The organism is Achromobacter maghribensis, from assembly GCF_057334215.1.
Map to the genome: position 1 here is coordinate 47,495 of NZ_JBHFII010000063.1, position 18,014 is coordinate 65,508.

Consider the following 18,014-nt stretch of genomic DNA (forward strand, 5'->3'; position numbering starts at 1 on the left):
GTCCGGGCCAGTGCGCCCGGACGATTCCCCATCGGCCGTTTCCCCATCGGCCGTTTTCCTACAGCATCTTGACCGCGCGCCCGATGAATTGAATCGGACCCGTGGGTTTGCCGATGGGCGAACCGGTCTTGGGCTCCAGGGTCAGCTCGAAGAGCTGATTGGGTTCCAGCGGCGGCAGCTTGTCCAGCGGGATGCGAACGGGCTCGCCGGGCTTGACCAGGCCCAGCGACACAGGGCCGGCCCACCCGTCGGCCTTGGTCCAGAATTCCAGGGCGCGGTCCGGCGGAACTTCGGTCGCGGCCAGCGGCACCAATTGCACGGTGTTTTGACCCGCCTGCGCTTGCACCACCCAGCCCGGCGCCTGCGATTGCGGCGCCACCAGCACCACCACATATTGCGGCGTACCCGGCACGGTCGCAGGCCGTAGCGCGAGCGTGCTTCCCAGGATCAGCACGGCAGCCATGCCGCCGGCGGCAAGGCTACGCCAGAAGCGCAGGCTATCCCACAGGCCCGGACCGCGGCGGACGGCGGAAGGCGGGTGTTGGGAGCGCTTGCCGTCCAGCGTGCGGGTGATGCGCGGCCATAGGCTGGCGGAGGGTTCGACGGGCGAGGACAGATTCGTCAGCGGCAGCAGCCGTTCTTCCCAGCGGGTGACCGCGGCGCGCAAGGCGGCGTCGTGCGTCAACCGGGCCTGAACCTCGCGGCGCGCCTGCGCCGACAAGGTGCCCAGCACATACTCGCCCGCCAGATCGTCCAGGCTATCGGGAGTGGCTTGGGGCGCGGTCATGCCAGGCACTCCTTGAGCGCTTGCAGGCTGCGCTTGATCCAGGCCTTGACGGTGCCCAGCGGCGCGCCCAGGCGCTGGGCGATTTCGCTATGCGACAGCCCTTCCACATAGGCGTGCAACACACAGTTGCGGCGCACGGGTTCCAATTGCTCCAGGCAAGGGCCGATCTGGCCGGCACTGGCGCGCCAGTCGAAGGCGTCGCGTGTGTCGTGCCACGCTTCGATGGCGTCGCGGGCATCCAGCGCAGCGGCGGTGTCTTCGTCGACGCCCGTCTCGCGAGCAGTGTTGCGCAACGCGTTCAGCGCCAGGTTGCGGGTGATGCTGTAGACCCAGCCGCGCCCTGAACCGCGGGCAGCATCGAAGCTGGCGGCCTGATTCCAGATCTTGACGAAAGCGTCATGCACGATGTCCTCTGCCCAAGCGCGGTCGCGCAGCAGTCGTTGGGCCACGCCAAGCAGGCGCGGGCCTTCTTGCCGGTAAAGGGCTTCCAGCGCGGGCCGACGGCCGGCCGCACACGCCTTCAGGGCAGCTTCGTAATCGAAATCCGGGGCCAGGCGGTTCGGCATGCGAGAACGGGAGCGGGAAGTGGGCGGCCGTGCGGGCAGGGGGCGCACGGTGGGAATTGCGCCATCTTACCGGACTCCCTGCGCGCTACCCGCGCCAGCCGGAGGGCTGGCACGGGCGGCGCTTTAGTTCGCCTTCCAGAAGATGTAGTCGGCTTGATATTGCACCTGGCTCTTCTGGCCGAGCATGGCCGGGGTGCAGGGCGTCTTCGGCGCCACGCCACCCTTGAGCGCCACGCGCTGGATGTACGTCACGCCAGTCAGCGCGCCCGCCCCCATGGCGGGATTGGCCTTCACCAGCTGATAGGGGATATTGCCGTCACCCGACGGGGCAACCGCCAGCTGGGTGCCGGTCAGTTTGGATCCGTCCATGGCTTCCCAGGTGGCCGGCGGGCCGTAGTAGGTGCCCACCTGCTTGCCCTGGCGGTCGTTCAACACCGCCTTGGGACCCGCGAAGACCCATTCGGCCTGGCTTTTCATGTCGGCCTTGGCGCGGCATTCATAGGTGATTTCGCCCACGCCCACGGTCTCCCACGCTACCTTGTTGCCGGCGGGCACCTGGATGCTGGCGGGAAGGGTGGCCTGCGAATAGGCCATGGACTTGGAACTCATCGAGCCGCAAGCGGCCAGGAGCGACACGGCGAACAGGCCGGCAACGGTGGGAAGGCGATTCGAACGTTGGGTCTTCATGAGCGGTCTCCAGCGGCGTGTAAGAGCCAGTAGACGACGCGCACGATGCGCGCCGGTACAGGTACTACACGGAGGAAGCCGCTTTGGATGCAGTCCGGACGAAATTATTTTCGTCCGGCCGCATCTGGCACGGTTACTTCGCGGCGCGGTTGGCCGAGTACGAGGCCATCAGGTTGCGATAGTCGGGGATGTGGTTGGCGAACAGCGTGCCCAGGCCTTCGACGTCGTTGCGCCAGTCGCGGTGCAGCTCGCATGCCACGCCGAACCAGGACATCAGTTGCGCGCCGGCCTGCTCCATGCGGCTCCACGCGGCGTTGCGGGTGACTTCGTTGAAGGTACCCGAGGCATCCGTCACGACGAACACGTCAAAGCCTTCTTCCAGGGCCGACAGGGCGGGGAAGGCCACGCACACTTCGGTGACCACGCCAGCGATGATCAACTGCTTCTTGCCGGTAGCCTTGACCGCCTTGACGAAATCTTCGTTGTCCCAGGCGTTGATGTTGCCGGGGCGGGCGATGTAAGGGGCCTTGGGGAATTTGTCTTTCAGTTCCTGGACCAGCGGGCCGTTGGGGCCGTCTTCGAAGCTGGTGGTCAGGATCGTGGGCAGCTTGAAATACTCGGCCAGATCCGCCAGCGCCAGCACGTTGTTCTTGAATTGGTCGGGTTGGAAATCGCGCACCAGGGAAAGCAGGCCGGCCTGGTGGTCAACCAGCAGGACGGCGGCTTCGTTCTTGTCCAGCTTCACATAGGGTTTGGTCATGGTTTGCTCCGTGATGTCGTCAGATTCGGGGGGCGCGGTATCGGCGCGGGGTTAAACACGTGAGTGCATGAACAGAATTCTAAATACAAGCCAATGACGTCGGTAGATAGGATATTCGCGCTTCAGCGTTCTATATATCGGACGATAAGTGCCCACCCTTCAGGACGGGAATGCCGTGGCGCCGTTGTGTGTCGGACTCCAGGCGGGCGTTTTCACGGTACTCCGTATTCATGAAATCAAGTAGCTCCCGCACGGCGGGCAGCAGGCCGCGCCGCGACGGGAAGACGGCGTGCACGGCGCCAGGTTCCGGATACCAGGGCGCACCGACCGGCACGAGCGTGCCGGCGTCCAGTTCGTCGCGGATCATCATCAGGGGCAGCGCGGCGACGCCCACGCCGCGCAAGGTCGCTTGCTTCAGCGCCAGCATGTCGTCGGTGACCAGGCGGGGCGTGAATGGCAGGTTTTGCCGCGCGCCGGCGGGGCCATCCAGACGCCACTGGCATTCGCGCTGTTCGGTGCCGAGCGCCAGCGTGGGCAACTGGCTGACCTGGCTGATGTCGGCATTGGCGGGCAGGGTGCGTGCCAGCGCCGGGCTGGCCACCAGGCTTTGGCAACTGGTGCCCAGGTGTTTCATCACCAGGTCGCTGCTTTCGATCGGGCCAAAGCGCACGCGCACCGCCAGGTCGAACCCTTCGCGCAGCACGTCGACGGGCCGAGAGAAGCTCTTCAGGTACACCTGCACCTTGGGGCACTTTTCCATGAAGCGCGCCACGACGTCGCCCAGGAAGTAATAGATCAACGCAGGCGGTGCGCTCATGCGGATCGTGCCTTGGGGTTCGGCGTGGGTGCGGTCGATGACGTCTTGCGCGGCTTCGGCGCCAGCCAGCATCGACAGGCATTGATCGAAATATTCCTGGCCCAGCTCGGTAACGGCGAAAGTGCGGGTGGAGCGCTGGATCAGGCGCACGCCCAACCGCTCTTCCAACAGCGCAATGCGACGGCTGAGCCGGGACTTGGGAATGTCCAGGGCGCGTCCGGCTGGCGCGAAGCCGCCATTCCTGACGACCTGGACAAAATAATAGAGATCATTCAAGTCGTGCATGGACTGTCCGCTGTTCTGAAGATTGGGCATAGTCGCGAGCATATAACGCCCGCCACCCGCCCAAGCGGAAAGCCTGTGGTATGTCGGCTTGAAGGGGGCTGCGGGATCAGGCAGCCGCGGCGGCCGCTTCCTCTTTCCAGCGTTGTTTGTCGCGCAGCGGCGGTGTGCCGAACAGGCGGCTGTATTCGCGGCTGAACTGCGACGAGCTCTCGTACCCGACGGCGTGCGCGGCCAGCGCCACCCCGGCGTCGTCGCTCAGCATCAGGCGGCGCGCCTCTTGTAGCCGCAGGTGTTTCTGGTATTGCAGCGGGCTCATCGCGGTGGCCTGCTTGAAGTGATGATGCAGCGACGACACGCTCATGTGCACGTCGCGGGCGATCTCTTCCACGCGCAGCGGCTGGGCGTAGTTGTCGCGCAGGATGCGGATGGCTTTTGCCACGCGATTCAGCTGGCTGTCCTGCAGCACGGTCTGGCGCAGCACCACGCCCTGGCCGTTCATCAGCAGGCGGTATAGCAGTTCGCGTTTGACCATGGGCGCCAGGATGGGAATGTCGCGCGGGGTATCCAGCAGCCGCAACAGTCGAAGCACCACGTCCAGCAACGACCCGCCCAGCGGATTCACGCACAGCGCGCGCGACGCTTCGGCCGGCAGCAGCGGCGGCAGGTGCTCGTCGCTGATCAGCTCTGCGATCTCTTCCGGATTCAGGTCCAGCCGCAGGCCCAGATAGGGCAATGTCGGGCTGGCGACCGAGACCTTGGCCACCACCGGCAGGTCCACGGACGAGATCAGGTAGTGGAAGGGATCGTATTCATAGGACTCGTCGCCGATCAGCACGCGCTTGGAACCCTGGGCAATGACGGCCAACGCCGCCTTTTGCAAACCGGGCTTGGCACCGGTGGGTTGAGACAGGCGATGCAGGTACAGCCCTTCGATGGGCGTTTCCAGCGATCCCTCCAGGTCGCCCGTCATCCGGTCCAGCGTGCAAAGCAGTTCGCGGCGAGCCGGTTCGTAGGCGATGTCCAGCGGGGCGGTGCTGACGAAATCTCCGGGTCGAACGGTAGTAATAGGCATGGAGGCTCCTGAAGGCATGCCGCCCGCGCACGGCGACCGGCGGAGCAGAGGATTAAGCGGACTCCAGTGTATGCCCCGGAACCACGGGCTGGACAGTGGCCATTTTGGGGTGTGGAGAAATGGGCAAAAAGTTTGGAGGATCGGGCGCATGCCTGATTCTCTGCCATGGCAGCCAGAGAATCAGGCAAAAAAAGGGCAGGATCAAGCAGCGCATGGGCGGCGGGGCGGACGCATACTGTGTCAACCCCGGCAAGCAAGCGTCCGGCGTCCCATCCCGGGGCGCGCGGGCCGGCTGGCCCCCTGAAGGAGTGCAATCATGCGGTACAAGAAATTCGGCAGCACCGGCCTGTTCGTCTCGGAACTCTGCCTGGGCACCATGACCTTCGGCGGCGAAGGCGAACTGTGGAGCAAGATCGGCAGCCTGCAACAAGAAGACGCCAACCGCCTGGTCGGCCGCGCCTTGGACGCGGGCGTCAATTTCATCGACACGGCCGACGTGTACTCCGAAGGCCGGTCCGAGATGATTACCGGCCAGGCGCTACGTGATTTGAACGTGGCGCGCGACGACGTCGTCATCGCCACCAAGGTCTTCGGCCAGACGGGCGCCGGCGTGAACGCGCGGGGCAATTCACGCTTTCACATCATGGATAGCGTCAAGAAAAGCCTGTCGCGCCTGCAACTGGACCATATCGACCTCTACCAGATCCACGGTTTCGACCCGGCCACGCCCGTCGAGGAAACCGTGCGCGCGCTGGACAACCTGGTGCAGCACGGCCATGTGCGCTATGTGGGCGTATCCAACTGGGCTGCCTGGCAGATCATGAAGGCGCTGGGCATTGCCGAACGTCTGGGGTTGGCGCGGTTCGAGTCGCTGCAGGCCTATTACACGATTGCCGGCCGCGACCTGGAACGCGAAATCGTGCCCATGCTGCAAAGCGAAGGCGTGGGCCTGATGGTGTGGAGCCCGCTGGCGGGCGGCTTGCTCAGCGGCAAGTATGGCCGTGATGGCAGCGCCGAAGCCGGCAGCCGCCGCGCCGCGTTCGATTTCCCGCCGGTGGACCGCGACCGCGCCTATGACAGCATCGACGCACTGAAAACGGTGGCCGATGCACGCGGCGTGTCGGTCGCGCAGGTCGCGTTGGCCTGGTTGCTGCACCAGCAAGCGGTGACCAGCGTCATCATCGGCGCCAAGCGTGTCGATCAGCTGGACGACAACCTGGCGGCCACTGCCATCAAGCTGTCGGACGATGAGCTGTCCGCGCTGGACAAGGTCAGCGCGCTGCCGCCCGAGTACCCGGGCTGGATGCATGTGCGCCAGGGCGAGTTCCGACGCAAGCAGCTCGCCGAATCCGGCGCGGCGTAAGCCAGGCGGGTCCCGGCGGGGACCCGCCATCTTTTTGCGGCATCCCGCTAGTAGAATCTCCGCAGTTGCCACTCCGAAGATTCCACATGAGCGACTTTTTCTCCTCCGACGACATTCGCGCGCTGCGCGAACACGGTATTGCGTTGTTCGCCGACCGCGTGTTGATCGGCGTGCAACCGCCCCTGACCGAGGCGCGCATTGCAGAAATCGAAACGGCCTGCGCGGGCCCCTTGCCCGAGGCGTTGCGCGCGTTGTGGCGCCTGACCGCGGGGGGCGAACTGGCCTACGATCTGCGCGCGAACATAGACGGCAATGAAGAGGCGCTGAGCTGGGCCGAACTGTTTTATGACGGCAGCGACCACTATCGCGATTTGCAAGGGTGGATCGAACACGAACAAGAGTGTGCCGACGAGGCGGCGACCGAACACGGGGAAACCTGGAACGGCAAGTTGCGCTATCTGCCGATCGGCGGCTTTGAATATTGCGACCGGGTCTATGTGACGGTCGAACCCGGTCCGCATGCCGGCAGCATCGTGGCGTGGAAAATGGGCTTGCCGGGCTGGACACATGCCTTGCAACAGGACGGCATTGCGACCATCGCGCCGGATCTGCACGCCGCTTTCGCCGCGCTCTGCCTGGAGACCGACCCGGAACATGACGAAGACAGCCCCGGCGTGCGCGTGCTGGAGTATCTGGACGAACGGGTATCCGACCACGGCATGCCGCAGGCGCTGGCGGATAAGCTGACGGCGTTCTACCTGCGGGCGCGGCTGGACTGGCGCGGCCCGCTGGCCGCCGGCACGCTGCTTGAGTCTGCGTATTTAGCCGGCCTGGCCCTGCAGCATGCGCTGGCCCATGATGATGACGCGCTGGTACGCCAATTGGCTGCGCTGGGCATGGTTTTCGACGGGCCCCTGCGCGGGAGCGCCACGCCGGTCGAGGTCGCGCTGATCCAGCATGCCTACGCGGCGGCCGACGCGTTGCTGGAGGCCGGTGCGCCGGTCTGCCCCACGGCGCTCCATCGCATCGAGCGCAAGCCTCCGCCCCAGTTGGTGCAGCGTCTGCTGGCTCAGGGCGCCGTTCCCGATGCCCTGGGCGTCGCGCGGTGCGTGGCTTGCGGATCGCCCGAGGCTGCCCGCCTGATCGCCGCGGCCTGCGGAGAAGGCGTCCAGACCGCGTACGCCGACGTGCGCGATTCCATGGCCAATACCTACGAAGAAGACCTGCGCCGCGTGCGGGCGGGCAAACTGGGCCATTATCTGGGGGCCGAGGGCTTGGCTGAACGCGTCGCCAATCTTCGTGAGTTCTCGCTGTGACGTTCAATGTTCTTGTTTTGAAGGGGCAAGCGTGGCCATACCGTATTTGCGGCGGTTGACGGCTGTCAGCCGCAGCCCGCAAGCCAACCGGCATCTTGCCTATTTCCTGACCTTCACCGCTGGCGCCGTCAACGCCGGCGGCTTCCTGGCCGTTCAGCAATACACCTCGCACATGTCGGGCATCGTTTCGATGATGGCCGACCACATGGCGCTGGGCGGCATGATCGTCGTGCTGCAGGGCCTGGCGGCATTGCTTTCTTTTCTGGCCGGCGCGGCAGGCTCCGCTTTCCTGATCAATTTCGGCCGGCGCTCGCGCTTGTCCAGCGAATACGCCTTGCCGCTGTTGCTTGAAGCCGTCCTGCTGCTTGCCTTCGGGCTGCTGGGCGCCAATCTGGAGACGCTGCGCTGGTTCTATGTGCCGGGCACCGTGATGCTGTTGTGCTACATCATGGGCCTGCAAAACGCCATGATCACCAAGGTGTCACGCTCCGAGATACGCACGACGCACGTGACGGGCATGGTGACCGACATCGGCATCGAACTGGGCAAGCTCTTTTACTGGAACGTGGCCAAGAGCGACGCTCACGCCATGCCGCCCGTGCGCGCCGACCGTGGCAAGCTGACCGTGCTGAGCCTGATGGTCACGTTGTTCTTCGTGGGGGGCGTGACGGGCGCGTATTCGTTCTTTCATTTCGGCTTCGGCTCGACCTGGCCGTTGGCGCTGCTGCTGACGTTGCTGGCGATGGTGCCGATCACGGACGATATCCGCAGCTTCTTCCATCGCGCCTAGCCGACGTCCGCTATGACGTCGCCTTGGTCACAGCCGAGTGGTTCAGGAATACCTGTAGCGCCGCCAGCGTTTCATAGTGCAGCCGTTCCAACCGGGCGTCCTTGGCAGGGTCGGTCACGGCATAGCCCTTGCTGTCCAGCGGATACGGCTCGCCCAGCAAGCGGGCCATGTCGATCTGGTAGTAACTGGCATCGCCATACGGGCGTTTGCCGTCGATGTATGGCATCGGCCAGAAACGCTCGCCTTCGCGTAGCACGGCTTGCAGCGATTTCGCGTCCACCTCGCGCCAGGCAGCCGCGCGCAGCAACGTCAGGTGCGCGTTGCGCAGCGTGAACCCGCCTTGCGCATCCACGCCGCTTTGCGGGAAGTCGAAGGCCTCTTTCATTTCGGCCGGCACGGCGTAGCGTCCCGGCCGCAACATGCCCAGCGAACCCACGTAGCGCGGGATCAAGCGGCAGACCTCCGCCAGGCGGCGGATGGCCAGCCCATCGTCCGTGGTCTTGAGTATCTTGCGCGCGGTGCCCAGCGTGTCGGGCCCGCCCAAAAGCGGTTGTTCGAAATCGATGGTCGGCGCGCCGGACTCCACGGGCATCCACAGCACGCGCAACACGCGCATCAACGCCGCGTGTTGGCCGGTGAAGGCCAGGGTGCCGGAGGGCGTTTCATAAACCCGCCGGATGATCGCGTCGCGACCCGGCGCCGCGATGGCGCGCAACGGCGCAAGGGGCAGGCTGGCCATGGCAAGCAGCAGGGTCCGGCGGGTCATCAGGGCTCCAGGCAAGACGGGCTCATTTTGGCATGCTGTCCAGTTCGGACGCGGCCAGCGGGTATCCGGGCTGCAGGCGCAGCGCCGCTTTGTAGGACCGGCGGGCGTCGCTCAAGCGGCCCAGCCGGCGTTGAAGGTTGCCCATGTTGGTCAGGATCAGCGCGCTGGCGGGCTTGGCCGCGACGGCTTTCTGATAGGTCTGGAGCGCTTCAGCTTCACGGTCCAGGGCGTCCAGCAACGAGGCCTGCAGGTTGTAGCCGATGCTCCAGTCCGGATAGCGCCGGGTCAGCTCGTACGTGGTGGCCAGCGCGTTGGGCAGGTCGGAACGTTCGGCTTGCACGCCCGCCTTGTTGATGTAGGCCCACTTGCTGTCGGGATTCAGCTTGATGGAACGGTCGATCAGCGCTTGCGCGGCGGCAGGGTTGCTTTGCTGGCTTTGCAGCTTGCCCAGGAACAGCAACACATCCGCATTGCGCGGATCCTGCCGCGCCATCTCTTCGCCGATGCGCAGCGCTTGCGCGCGGTCGCCGGCACGCAAAGCCGCGGAAACCTGCGCGTTCAATGCCTGCATGGCGGGCGGCAACTGCTGGATGCGCCCGCGTAGGGCTTCGTTCTCGGCCTGCAGTTCGGTTTGATAGGCATGGTCCAGCTGGGACGCGGTTTGCGCCAAAGCGGCGGACGGCGTCAGGGAACAAGCCAGCGCAAGTAGCGGCGAACCAAACAAAAAAGACGTCAAACGGCGGCGCAGGGTCGCAAGCATGAGGGCGGTGGTTCGTAAGAAGGGATGGGTGCCTACGATACCGGAACTGCGGCCGCCGGCAAGAAAAAGCCCGGCGGGATGGCCGGGCTGCTTGCGCTACGGGTTTGCCGGTGCGGTTACTTCGGCATCAGTACGGTATCGATGACGTGGATCACGCCGTTGGACTGATAGACATCGTAGGTGCTGATGGTGGACACGCCGCCCTTTTCGTCCTTCAGGGTCAGGTTGTGCTTGCCGTTCATCATCACCCACAGCTTGCCGCCGCTGGCGGTGGCCAGTTCCGTCGAGCCGCCGCCCTTCTTGATCTTGGCCGCCAGCGCGTCGAAGTCCAGCTTTCCGGGCACGACGTGATAGGTCAGGATCTGGGTCAGCGTTGCCTTGTTTTCCGGCTTGACCAGGGTATCGACTGTGCCGGCCGGCAGTTTGCCGAAGGCAGCGTTGGTGGGGGCAAAGACCGTGAACGGGCCCTTGCCTTGCAGCGTATCGACCAGGCCCGCAGCTTTCACTGCCGCGACCAGTGTGGTGTGGTCCGCGGAATTCACGGCGTTCGCGACAATGTTCTTCGCGGGCATCATCGCCTGTCCGCCGACCATGACATCGGCGGCATACGTGGGCGACAGGGTCAGGGCAGAGCAGGCGATGGCAATCGAGGCTAGCAATTTCATGACGATCTCCTTTTGTGTGGCCGTCATGAGGAGATACGGGGCTGGCCGCCGATTGGATGCGCTTATTTTCTAGGTACAAACCCGGATCAGATGACCTTGCCGCTGAGCACGATCGGCCCGGTGGGGACGCCGTTGGGTGCGCCGCCCGCCGGTTCCAGCGTGACGGCGACCGTATCGCCCGGCAGGGGCGGCAGGCGAGGCGTCAGTACGGTGGTCTGGCCGGGTAGCACCAGGCCCAGCGAACGCGGCGCCTGCCCGGGCGAGATCGCCCACAGTTCCAGCGCGCGGCCGTCGGCCAGCGCCACCAGGTCTTGCATGGGCTGCGCCGACAGGCGCTTGTCCGGCAGCCGGTTCAGCACCAGCGCGCCCGGCGCTTGTTCGGCAGACAGGACGGCAAGTGTGCGGACGTCTTGCGGCGCGGTGGGCGGTTTGAGCATCAAGAACGCCAACACCATGACCGCGGCCGCCAGCCCGGCGGATAGCGTTCGCCACCAGGACAGGCCGCGCCAGGCCGACGGGCGGGGGGCCGCCGCGGCAGGGCTGGCCGCTGGCGCGATGCGGGCCGAAATCGCCTGCCAGACGTGCGCGGGGGGCGGTTCCGGAGGCAGGGCCAAGGCCAGGGGCAGCAACCGTTCTTCCCATTCGGCCACGGCCCGGCGCAGGCCGGCGTCGTCGCGCATCAATCGGATGAACCGGCGCCGGGCTCCCGCGCGCAAGCCGCCCAGCACGTACTCGGCGGCCAGGCGATCCTGCAGTTCGGGGTGGCGGTAGTTCATTCCAAACACCTTTTCAGCCGTTGCATGCCACGGCGTATCCAGCTCTTTATCGTTCCCAGCGGCGTGTCCAGACGGGTCGCGATATCGGGATGCGCCAGATCGTCGAAAAACGCCATGGCGATGGCGACGCGTTGCGGCCCTTCAAGTTGGGCCATGCAATCCGCCAGCCGGCGGCCTTCCTGGCTGGTTTCCAGGCGGGCAAGCGGACCAGGGCTGTCGTCGGCCATCGCCAGCGTCAGCGCATCGTCCGGATCCGGAACCTCGATGCCGGGACGCCGCAGGCGGTCGATGCACCGGTTCCTGACGATGCGGGTCATCCATGTCATCGGCTGGCTTTGCGCGGCCTGGTACTGCCCGGCCTGCCGCCAGATCGATACGAAGCACTCTTGCAACACGTCTTCCGCGGCAGCCTGGTCTCTCAACATACGTCGGGCAAGGGCAAACAGATGCGGGGACGCCAGGCGATAGATCTCCGCCAGCGCGGATTCTCGCTTATCCGCGCACTGGGCGAGCAGGGCCTGGAGGTGCTGGGCGTCGGGCATCGGTTCCTGAGGGACGGGCATGCTGCAGCAGAGCATACCGGGCGCGCCCGTCGGCGTCACCCGTTTCGGGGCACTACAATGCCCGGCACCGGATTGCGCGGCATCAAGCGCGCCGGGGGCGATACCCGTTACGCTGGGTGCGCCAAGGCGTCCGGGTCCCGGCCGACCCGGTAGAAGCGATGAGCTTGCAACCGCAATACAGGAGGAGCAGACAAGATATGGACGCAGAATTCTGGTTGGAACGCTGGCGCGAAGGGCGCACGCACTTTCATCAAACCCGGATTACCCCGCTCTTGCAGAAGTACTGGCCCACGCTGGCCGTACCGAAGGGTGGACGGGTACTGGTCCCGCTCGCCGGAAAGTCGCTGGACATGGTCTGGCTGGCGGCGCAGGGCCATTCCGTGCTGGGAGTCGAACTCTCCCAACTTGCGGTCGACCAGTTCTTCGAAGAGAACGAGCTTCGGCCCGTCACGCATGAATCCGTTTACGGCAAGCATTACGTGTCGGGCAACATCGAGATCATCTGCGGCGATATCTTCAAGCTGGATGCGCAAGTGCTGTCGCACTGCGTGGGCGTGTACGACCGGGCGGCGCTGGTTGCCTTGCCCGAGCCCATGCGCGCCCAGTATGCAAGCCACGTCTATGGGCAGTTGTCGCCCGCCTGCCGGGGCCTGCTGATCACGCTGGACTATCCGCAGGACGAGATGGCGGGGCCGCCATTCTCGGTGGTGGACGAAGAGGTCCAGGCGATCTTCACGGGCGTCATGCCCGCGGTGATCATCGACCGCCGGGACATCCTCGACAAGGAACCCAAGTTCCAGGGCGCCGGCGTCAGCCGCCTGGACACGGTGGTATACCGCCTGGGCGTGTAGGCCCGTTCAAGTCATCAACCATCCACCGGCCACGTCCAGGACCTGGCCGGTGACGAACCTGGCCTGGTCGGACGCGAAGAACAGGCAGGCATCGGCCACTTCCTCGGGGGTTCCCAGGCGGCGCAGCGCGGTCACCTGCGCCACGGCGTCATTGATGGCTTTCGGCACGCTTTTCAGCAACGGCGTGCTGATGCGCCCCGGCGCCAGCGCGTTCACCGTCACATCGAATTCCCCCAGCTCGGCCGCCCAGTGGCGGGTCAGGCCAATCAGGCCGGCCTTGGTCGCCGCATAGTGCGCCGCGACGATATCGCAGTAAGCCTTGCCCGCCACCGATGACATGTTGATCACGCGGCCCTGGCGTTGCTTGACCATGTGCGGCGTGGCCAGATGCGTCATGTAGAACACGCTATTCAGGTTCACCGACACCACGCTATCCCATTCGCCGGGCGGCATCTCCCAGACCTTCAGCGCGCGTCCGTCCGTCTTGGGCGAAATGCCGACGTTGTTCACCAGGATGGTCGCCGGGCCCAATTCGGACGTGATGCGGTCATAGGCCGCCTGGCATTGATCGTAATGCGCCACATCGGCGTGGACGAAGGCCACCTCGTGGCCATGCTTGCGCAGTTCTTTCTCGAACGCCTGGCTCGCCTGCGAGTTGAAATCGATCAGCCCGACGCGGCCGCCTTCGGCCAGAAAACCCTCGACGATGGCGGAGCCGATGCCCCCCACCGCGCCTGTCACGATGGCGACCTGATCCTGGAACCGGCCGCTCATGCCTGCACCTTCAGCATGATCTTGCCGATGTGCTTGCTGCTTTCCATCAAGGCGTGGGCCTGCGCGGCCTGGGCCAGCGGGAACACTTCATGGATCAGGGGCAGGCATTGCCCTTGCTCCATCAGCGGCACGACCTTCTCGGCCAAGGACCGCGCGATGTCGCCCTTGTCGTCGTCCGAGCGCGGGCGCAACGTCGATCCCGTGAATTGCAGCCGCTTGATCATGATGGGCAGCGCGTCGATTTCAGCCTTGCTGCCCTCCAGGAAGGCGATCTGCACCAGCCGGCCATTCACGGCAAGCAGGCGGAGGTTCTTGTTGATGTAGGCGCCGCCCACCATGTCCAGGATCACGTCCACGCCGGCGCCGCCGGTGGCTTGTCGCACTTCGGCTTCAAAGTCCGCGTCGCGGTACTGCACCGCATGGTGCGCGCCGGCCTTCAGGCAGGCATCCGCCTTCGCCGGGTTGCCCACCGTGGTCCAGACTTCGGCGCCGAACGCGCGGGCCAGTTGGATGGCGGTCAGGCCGATGCCGCTGGAGCCGCCATGCACCAGGAATTTCTCGCCGGCCGACAGGCGGGCGCGGTCGAACACGTTGGTCCAGACCGTGAAATAGTTTTCCGGGATGGCGGCGGCGGACAGTAGGTCCATGCCGCGGGGCACGGGCAGGCAATGGCGTTCGTCGGCCAGGCAGTATTGGGCATAGCCGCCGCCCGGCGTCAGGGCGCAGACGGCATCGCCGACCTTCCAGGCCGTGACGTCCGGGCCGACGGCGATGATGGCGCCCGACACTTCCAGCCCCAGGTAGGGCGACGCGCCCGGTGGCGGCGGATACGAGCCAGAGCGCTGCAGCACGTCGGGGCGGTTGACGCCGGCATAAGCGACCTCGATCAAGACCTGCCGGCCGGTGGGCGCGGCCATGTCGCGTTGGGCGACGTGCATGCAATCGGGCGCGCCGCCCTTGCCGTGGTCGATGAATGTGCAGCGTAGAGTCATAAGAAGGGGTCCTGGTGTCATCAATGGCCCAGATAGGCCTTTTTCACATGGGGGTCGCTAAGTAATTCGGCGCCGGTGCCGGTTCGCACGATGGCGCCGTTCTCCAGCACGTAGCCCCGGTCGGCCAGCCGCAGCGTGCGAAACACATTCTGTTCCACCAACAGCACCGTGACGCCGTGCGAGGTCACGTCGCGGATGATGTCGAACATCTGCTGCACCAGCAGCGGCGACAGGCCCAGCGACGGCTCATCGAACACCAGCAGCTTCGGATCCGCCATCATGCCGCGTGCGATCGCCACCATCTGCTGTTCACCACCGGATAGCGAACCCGCGTATTGCGACAGGCGCTCTTTCACCCGCGGGAAAATGCGCAACACCTCGTCCAGCTTGCGCTGCACGATGGGGCGCGCGGCGCGCTTGTACGAGCCCATCAGCAGATTGTCCTTCACCGTGAAGTGCGGAAACAGCTGGCGGCCCTCGGGAATCATGGTGATGCCCGCGTCCACGATGTCATACGGATTGCGGTTGGTCAGGTCCTGGCCTTCGAACTCCACCTTGCCCTGCATGGCGGGGATGACGCCGCACAGGGTCTTCAGCGTGGTCGTCTTGCCCGCGCCATTGGCGCCGATCAGGGTGACGATCTCGCCCGCGTTGACCTCGAAGTTCAGGCCGTTCAGCACCTGGCTCTTGCCATAGCCCGACGACAGGTTCGTCACCTTAAGCATCCTGATACTCCTTGCCCAAATAGGCTTCGATGACGGCCGGGTTCTCGACCACGTCCTTGGGCGCGCCGCTGACCAGCACGGCGCCTTCGTTCAGCACGATGATGCGGTCTGACAGCGCCATCGTGGCCTGCATCATGTGTTCGATCAGCAGCACCGACACGCCCGAGTCGCGGATGCGCCGGATCATCTGGATGGACTTCTCGATGTCAGTGGGGTTCAGCCCCGCCATCACTTCATCCAGCAGCAGGATGCGCGGCTTGATGGCCAACGCGCGGGCGATTTCCAGCCGCTTCATGCCGCCCACCGTCAGACTGCGCGCTTCGGTGTTCAGGTACTTGACCAGATCCGTCTGCTCGGCCACCTTCAGGGCGATCTGCTCGGCTTCGTCGCGGCTTGAGGTGCGGATGAACGCGCCCAGCATGATGTTCTCAAGCACCGTCAGGCCCGTGAACGGCTTGGCGATCTGGAACGTGCGGCCCAACCCCATGTGCGCGTACTCGTCCGGCGTCTTGCAGGTGACCCAGTTGCCCTCCGCGTCCAGCATCGAGATGCCGCCCTTGTCCGGCGACAGGAAGCCCGACAGCAAATTGAACACGGTCGTCTTGCCCGCACCGTTAGGCCCGATCATCCCCAGGATCTCGTTCTGGTTCAGGGTCAGCGATACGTCGTTGGTGGCGCGTAGACCGCCAAAGCTCTTGAACAGCTTGTCGGCCTTCAGTACCGGCTGCTCGGAACGGGTGGCGTTGTGCAAGCGCAGTTCGTCGGCCAGCTTGAGCTTCTTGCGGGGCTGTCCCAGATACGGCAAACGTGCCAGCCCGCGTTCGATCGCGGGGCCGAACGCGCCGGCCAGGCCACGCGGAATGGTCAGCACCACGGCGACCAGGATCAGGCCGTAGATCAGCCCGTGCATGCCGTTGCCCACGCTGGACAGCCAGCCGCGCGCCAGTTCCGCGATGGGCAGCACCAGGAAGGTGCCCGCGATCGGGCCCGCCACCGTGCCCAGCCCGCCGATCAGCGCGAACATGGCTACCTGGATCGACAGCTCCAGCGAAAACGCCGAGCTGGGGTCCACGAAGGTCAGGTAGGTGATGTGGAAGGTGCCGATGATGCTGGTCAGCATGGCCGACACGACCGCCGCGATGATCTTCACCCGCACGGTGTGGATGCCCACGGCCAGCGCGGCGTCCTCGCGTTCGCGGATCGCGATCAGGTAGTGGCCGATGCGCGATTTGCGCACGTACCACGACACCCACGTGACGAACAGGAACAGGCCGAAGGCGATGATCACGTAGTTCATCTTTTCGCGGAACACGATCCACGCCCAGCCGATATTCAACGGCAGGCTGATGCCGCTGGAACCGCCCGTCCAGCTTTCCTCGTGGATCACCAGCAGCCGCACCACTTCCAGGATGGCGATGGTGGCCAGCGCGAAGAAGGGCCCGCGCAGCCGCAGCGCGGGATAGCTGATCACGATGGCGACCGCCGCCGAGATGGCCGCGCCCGCCAGCATGCCGATCCAGGGCGAAATGCCGAAGTTCTGCGTCAGCAGCGTCGCGGTGTAGCCGCCGATGCCGTAGAACACGGCATGGCCCAGCGATAGTTGGCCGGCGTAGCCGCCGACGATATTCCACGCCACGGAAAGCGAGGCAAAGACGAACAGCAAGACAAAAAGGTTGGTCCAGAAAGGCGTGCCCATGACGGCGGGCACGAGGAACATCACAATCAGCAAAATCAGGCTGACGTAGGCTTTGGGGCTTCGAAAGTCGGGAAACACGTCTCGCTCCTTGTGGCTCTGATCACTCTGTGCCGACGCCGAACAGGCCGTTCGGTCGCAGGACAAGGATCAAGAGGAAGATCCCGAAATACACGACCTCTTTCAGGTCGGGGGCGATGTAATAGCCGGCCAGCGTATCGACGATACCGATGATCATGGAGCCGGCGACGGCGCCGTACAGGCTGCCCAGGCCGCCGAGCACCACGATCACGAATGCCGTCAGCACGAAGTACGTGCCGACCGTCGGGAACACCGGATACTGCGGCGCCAGCAGGCCGGCAGCGATACCGACGAATGCCGTGCCCAGGCCGAAGGCGATGGCGTACACGTTGTTCACGTTCACGCCCATCAGCGTGGCGGCATAGCGGTGCTGCGCCACGGCGCGCAGCGCGCGGCCCAGATAGGTGCGATGCATGAACAGGTGCAGCAACACGGCCAGGCTGATGCCGATCACGAAGGTAATCAACTGGCCCGTCACCATCGAGAAGTTGCCCACGTCGATGGCGTTCGTGCCCAGTTCCACCGGCGCGCGATACACGTTGGCGCCGAAGATCACCAGCGCCAGGTTCAGCAAGATGGTGGACACGCCCACCGTGGCGAAAATCTGGATGTGCTGGTCGGCGTTCAGCAGCGGCTGGATGATGCCTTTTTGCGTCAGCGCACCGAGCGCGAAAAGAATCACCGCAACGGGAACCAGCCCCACATACGGGTGGACGCCGAATTGCGCGGCGATCAGATAAACCAGGTACATGCCGATCATCAGGAACTCGCCGTGCGCGAAGTTCACGACGCGCACAACCCCGAAAATCAGGGTGAGCCCCAGGCTGATGATGGTGTATGCGCCGCCCAGCAACAGGCCGTTGATGACCAGTTGAATGAAAATATCCATGGTGCAACCTCTTAGAGCGGGATGCGGCGCCGGGGG

Annotated in this window: 19 protein-coding genes and 1 pseudogene; 4 read left to right on the forward strand and 16 right to left on the reverse strand. The window is 65.0% G+C overall.

Features of this window, described 5'->3' with window-relative positions:
• Positions 1–58: 58 nt before the first annotated feature.
• From ACE039_RS29535 to ACE039_RS29560, 6 genes are all read right to left on the reverse strand, one after another.
• Positions 59–787 carry an anti-sigma factor gene (locus ACE039_RS29535; RefSeq protein ID WP_485824116.1) on the reverse strand — a complete coding sequence of 243 codons (729 nt, stop codon included), beginning with the start codon at positions 785–787 and terminating at the stop codon, positions 59–61.
• Positions 784–1,353 carry a sigma-70 family RNA polymerase sigma factor gene (locus tag ACE039_RS29540; protein WP_485824117.1) on the reverse strand — a complete coding sequence of 190 codons (570 nt, stop codon included), beginning with the start codon at positions 1,351–1,353 and terminating at the stop codon, positions 784–786. Before ACE039_RS29540 ends, ACE039_RS29535 begins: the two co-directional genes overlap by 4 nt.
• A 123-nt stretch (positions 1,354–1,476) precedes the next feature.
• Positions 1,477–2,040, reverse strand: coding sequence for a DUF3455 domain-containing protein (locus ACE039_RS29545; protein ID WP_485824118.1), 564 nt, complete (start codon positions 2,038–2,040; stop codon positions 1,477–1,479).
• 133 nt (positions 2,041–2,173) lie between these two features.
• Complete coding sequence (gene ycaC, locus ACE039_RS29550; protein WP_105558014.1) at positions 2,174–2,800, reverse strand: isochorismate family cysteine hydrolase YcaC; 627 nt, start codon at positions 2,798–2,800, stop codon at positions 2,174–2,176.
• A 130-nt stretch (positions 2,801–2,930) separates the two neighbouring features.
• The gene (locus ACE039_RS29555; RefSeq protein ID WP_485824119.1) at positions 2,931–3,902 is read right to left on the reverse strand and encodes a LysR substrate-binding domain-containing protein; all 972 of its coding nucleotides are present in this window, start codon (positions 3,900–3,902) and stop codon (positions 2,931–2,933) included.
• 106 nt (positions 3,903–4,008) lie between these two features.
• On the reverse strand, positions 4,009–4,974 hold the full coding sequence (locus ACE039_RS29560; protein WP_448710083.1) for an AraC family transcriptional regulator: 966 nt from the start codon (positions 4,972–4,974) through the stop codon (positions 4,009–4,011).
• 316 nt (positions 4,975–5,290) lie between these two features.
• On the opposite strand from ACE039_RS29560, the gene ACE039_RS29565 reads away from it, so the two are divergent.
• From ACE039_RS29565 to ACE039_RS29575, 3 genes and pseudogenes are all read left to right on the forward strand, one after another.
• Positions 5,291–6,337, forward strand: a complete 1,047-nt coding sequence (locus ACE039_RS29565; protein WP_448710084.1) for an aldo/keto reductase — start codon at positions 5,291–5,293, stop codon at positions 6,335–6,337.
• Positions 6,338–6,423: 86 nt separating this feature from the next.
• Complete coding sequence (locus tag ACE039_RS29570) at positions 6,424–7,653, forward strand: SMI1/KNR4 family protein (protein WP_485824120.1); 1,230 nt, start codon at positions 6,424–6,426, stop codon at positions 7,651–7,653.
• A 31-nt stretch (positions 7,654–7,684) separates the two neighbouring features.
• Positions 7,685–8,422: pseudogene (locus ACE039_RS29575) on the forward strand (YoaK family protein); the annotation flags it as partial.
• A 31-nt stretch (positions 8,423–8,453) separates the two neighbouring features.
• Here ACE039_RS29575 and ACE039_RS29580 read toward each other — a convergent pair.
• The 5 genes from ACE039_RS29580 to ACE039_RS29600 form a co-directional block, all read right to left on the reverse strand.
• The gene (locus tag ACE039_RS29580; RefSeq protein ID WP_485824121.1) at positions 8,454–9,209 is read right to left on the reverse strand and encodes a hypothetical protein; all 756 of its coding nucleotides are present in this window, start codon (positions 9,207–9,209) and stop codon (positions 8,454–8,456) included.
• Positions 9,210–9,231: 22 nt separating this feature from the next.
• Complete coding sequence (locus ACE039_RS29585; protein ID WP_485824122.1) at positions 9,232–9,969, reverse strand: tetratricopeptide repeat protein; 738 nt, start codon at positions 9,967–9,969, stop codon at positions 9,232–9,234.
• Positions 9,970–10,085: 116 nt separating this feature from the next.
• Positions 10,086–10,634 (reverse strand): fasciclin domain-containing protein, encoded by a 549-nt coding sequence (locus ACE039_RS29590; RefSeq protein WP_105558007.1) that lies wholly within the window; start codon positions 10,632–10,634, stop codon positions 10,086–10,088.
• Between the two features lie 86 nt (positions 10,635–10,720).
• Positions 10,721–11,410 (reverse strand): anti-sigma factor, encoded by a 690-nt coding sequence (locus ACE039_RS29595; protein WP_448710088.1) that lies wholly within the window; start codon positions 11,408–11,410, stop codon positions 10,721–10,723.
• Complete coding sequence (locus ACE039_RS29600) at positions 11,407–11,952, reverse strand: sigma-70 family RNA polymerase sigma factor (RefSeq protein ID WP_332008586.1); 546 nt, start codon at positions 11,950–11,952, stop codon at positions 11,407–11,409. The genes ACE039_RS29595 and ACE039_RS29600 overlap by 4 nt, the downstream gene beginning before the upstream one ends.
• A 218-nt stretch (positions 11,953–12,170) precedes the next feature.
• Here ACE039_RS29600 and ACE039_RS29605 point away from each other — a divergent pair, with 218 nt between their 5' ends.
• A complete protein-coding gene (locus tag ACE039_RS29605) occupies positions 12,171–12,824 on the forward strand; it encodes a thiopurine S-methyltransferase (protein WP_485824123.1) in 654 nt (217 codons plus the stop codon).
• Positions 12,825–12,830: 6 nt separating this feature from the next.
• On the opposite strand, the gene ACE039_RS29610 is transcribed toward ACE039_RS29605, so the two are convergent.
• From ACE039_RS29610 to ACE039_RS29630, 5 genes are read right to left on the reverse strand one after another with little or no spacing between them, the layout of a single operon-like run.
• Positions 12,831–13,598, reverse strand: coding sequence for an SDR family oxidoreductase (locus tag ACE039_RS29610; protein WP_485824124.1), 768 nt, complete (start codon positions 13,596–13,598; stop codon positions 12,831–12,833).
• Positions 13,595–14,590: an NAD(P)H-quinone oxidoreductase gene (locus tag ACE039_RS29615; RefSeq protein ID WP_485824125.1), complete on the reverse strand. Its 996-nt coding sequence runs from the start codon at positions 14,588–14,590 to the stop codon at positions 13,595–13,597. Before ACE039_RS29615 ends, ACE039_RS29610 begins: the two co-directional genes overlap by 4 nt.
• 20 nt (positions 14,591–14,610) lie before the next feature.
• Entirely contained in the window at positions 14,611–15,315 is a 705-nt protein-coding gene (locus tag ACE039_RS29620; RefSeq protein WP_448710091.1) for an ABC transporter ATP-binding protein, read from the reverse strand.
• Positions 15,308–17,089: a branched-chain amino acid ABC transporter ATP-binding protein/permease gene (locus ACE039_RS29625; protein WP_485824126.1), complete on the reverse strand. Its 1,782-nt coding sequence runs from the start codon at positions 17,087–17,089 to the stop codon at positions 15,308–15,310. The genes ACE039_RS29620 and ACE039_RS29625 overlap by 8 nt, the downstream gene beginning before the upstream one ends.
• A 22-nt stretch (positions 17,090–17,111) precedes the next feature.
• Entirely contained in the window at positions 17,112–17,978 is an 867-nt protein-coding gene (locus tag ACE039_RS29630; protein WP_046806196.1) for a branched-chain amino acid ABC transporter permease, read from the reverse strand.
• Between the last annotated feature and the right edge of the window lie 36 nt (positions 17,979–18,014).

Excerpts from the sequence above, each read along its gene's own strand:
- ACE039_RS29535 (WP_485824116.1), bottom strand. The coding sequence starts at position 787 with ATGACCGCGCCCCAAGCCACTCCCGATAGCCTGGACGATCTGGCGGGC.
- ACE039_RS29540 (WP_485824117.1), bottom strand. The coding sequence starts at position 1,353 with ATGCCGAACCGCCTGGCCCCGGATTTCGATTACGAAGCTGCCCTGAAG.
- ACE039_RS29545 (WP_485824118.1), bottom strand. The coding sequence starts at position 2,040 with ATGAAGACCCAACGTTCGAATCGCCTTCCCACCGTTGCCGGCCTGTTC.
- ycaC (WP_105558014.1), bottom strand. The coding sequence starts at position 2,800 with ATGACCAAACCCTATGTGAAGCTGGACAAGAACGAAGCCGCCGTCCTG.
- ACE039_RS29555 (WP_485824119.1), bottom strand. The coding sequence starts at position 3,902 with ATGCACGACTTGAATGATCTCTATTATTTTGTCCAGGTCGTCAGGAAT.
- ACE039_RS29560 (WP_448710083.1), bottom strand. The coding sequence starts at position 4,974 with ATGCCTATTACTACCGTTCGACCCGGAGATTTCGTCAGCACCGCCCCG.
- ACE039_RS29565 (WP_448710084.1), top strand. The coding sequence starts at position 5,291 with ATGCGGTACAAGAAATTCGGCAGCACCGGCCTGTTCGTCTCGGAACTC.
- ACE039_RS29570 (WP_485824120.1), top strand. The coding sequence starts at position 6,424 with ATGAGCGACTTTTTCTCCTCCGACGACATTCGCGCGCTGCGCGAACAC.
- ACE039_RS29580 (WP_485824121.1), bottom strand. The coding sequence starts at position 9,209 with ATGACCCGCCGGACCCTGCTGCTTGCCATGGCCAGCCTGCCCCTTGCG.
- ACE039_RS29585 (WP_485824122.1), bottom strand. The coding sequence starts at position 9,969 with ATGCTTGCGACCCTGCGCCGCCGTTTGACGTCTTTTTTGTTTGGTTCG.
- ACE039_RS29590 (WP_105558007.1), bottom strand. The coding sequence starts at position 10,634 with ATGAAATTGCTAGCCTCGATTGCCATCGCCTGCTCTGCCCTGACCCTG.
- ACE039_RS29595 (WP_448710088.1), bottom strand. The coding sequence starts at position 11,410 with ATGAACTACCGCCACCCCGAACTGCAGGATCGCCTGGCCGCCGAGTAC.
- ACE039_RS29600 (WP_332008586.1), bottom strand. The coding sequence starts at position 11,952 with ATGCCCGACGCCCAGCACCTCCAGGCCCTGCTCGCCCAGTGCGCGGAT.
- ACE039_RS29605 (WP_485824123.1), top strand. The coding sequence starts at position 12,171 with ATGGACGCAGAATTCTGGTTGGAACGCTGGCGCGAAGGGCGCACGCAC.
- ACE039_RS29610 (WP_485824124.1), bottom strand. The coding sequence starts at position 13,598 with ATGAGCGGCCGGTTCCAGGATCAGGTCGCCATCGTGACAGGCGCGGTG.
- ACE039_RS29615 (WP_485824125.1), bottom strand. The coding sequence starts at position 14,590 with ATGACTCTACGCTGCACATTCATCGACCACGGCAAGGGCGGCGCGCCC.
- ACE039_RS29620 (WP_448710091.1), bottom strand. The coding sequence starts at position 15,315 with ATGCTTAAGGTGACGAACCTGTCGTCGGGCTATGGCAAGAGCCAGGTG.
- ACE039_RS29630 (WP_046806196.1), bottom strand. The coding sequence starts at position 17,978 with ATGGATATTTTCATTCAACTGGTCATCAACGGCCTGTTGCTGGGCGGC.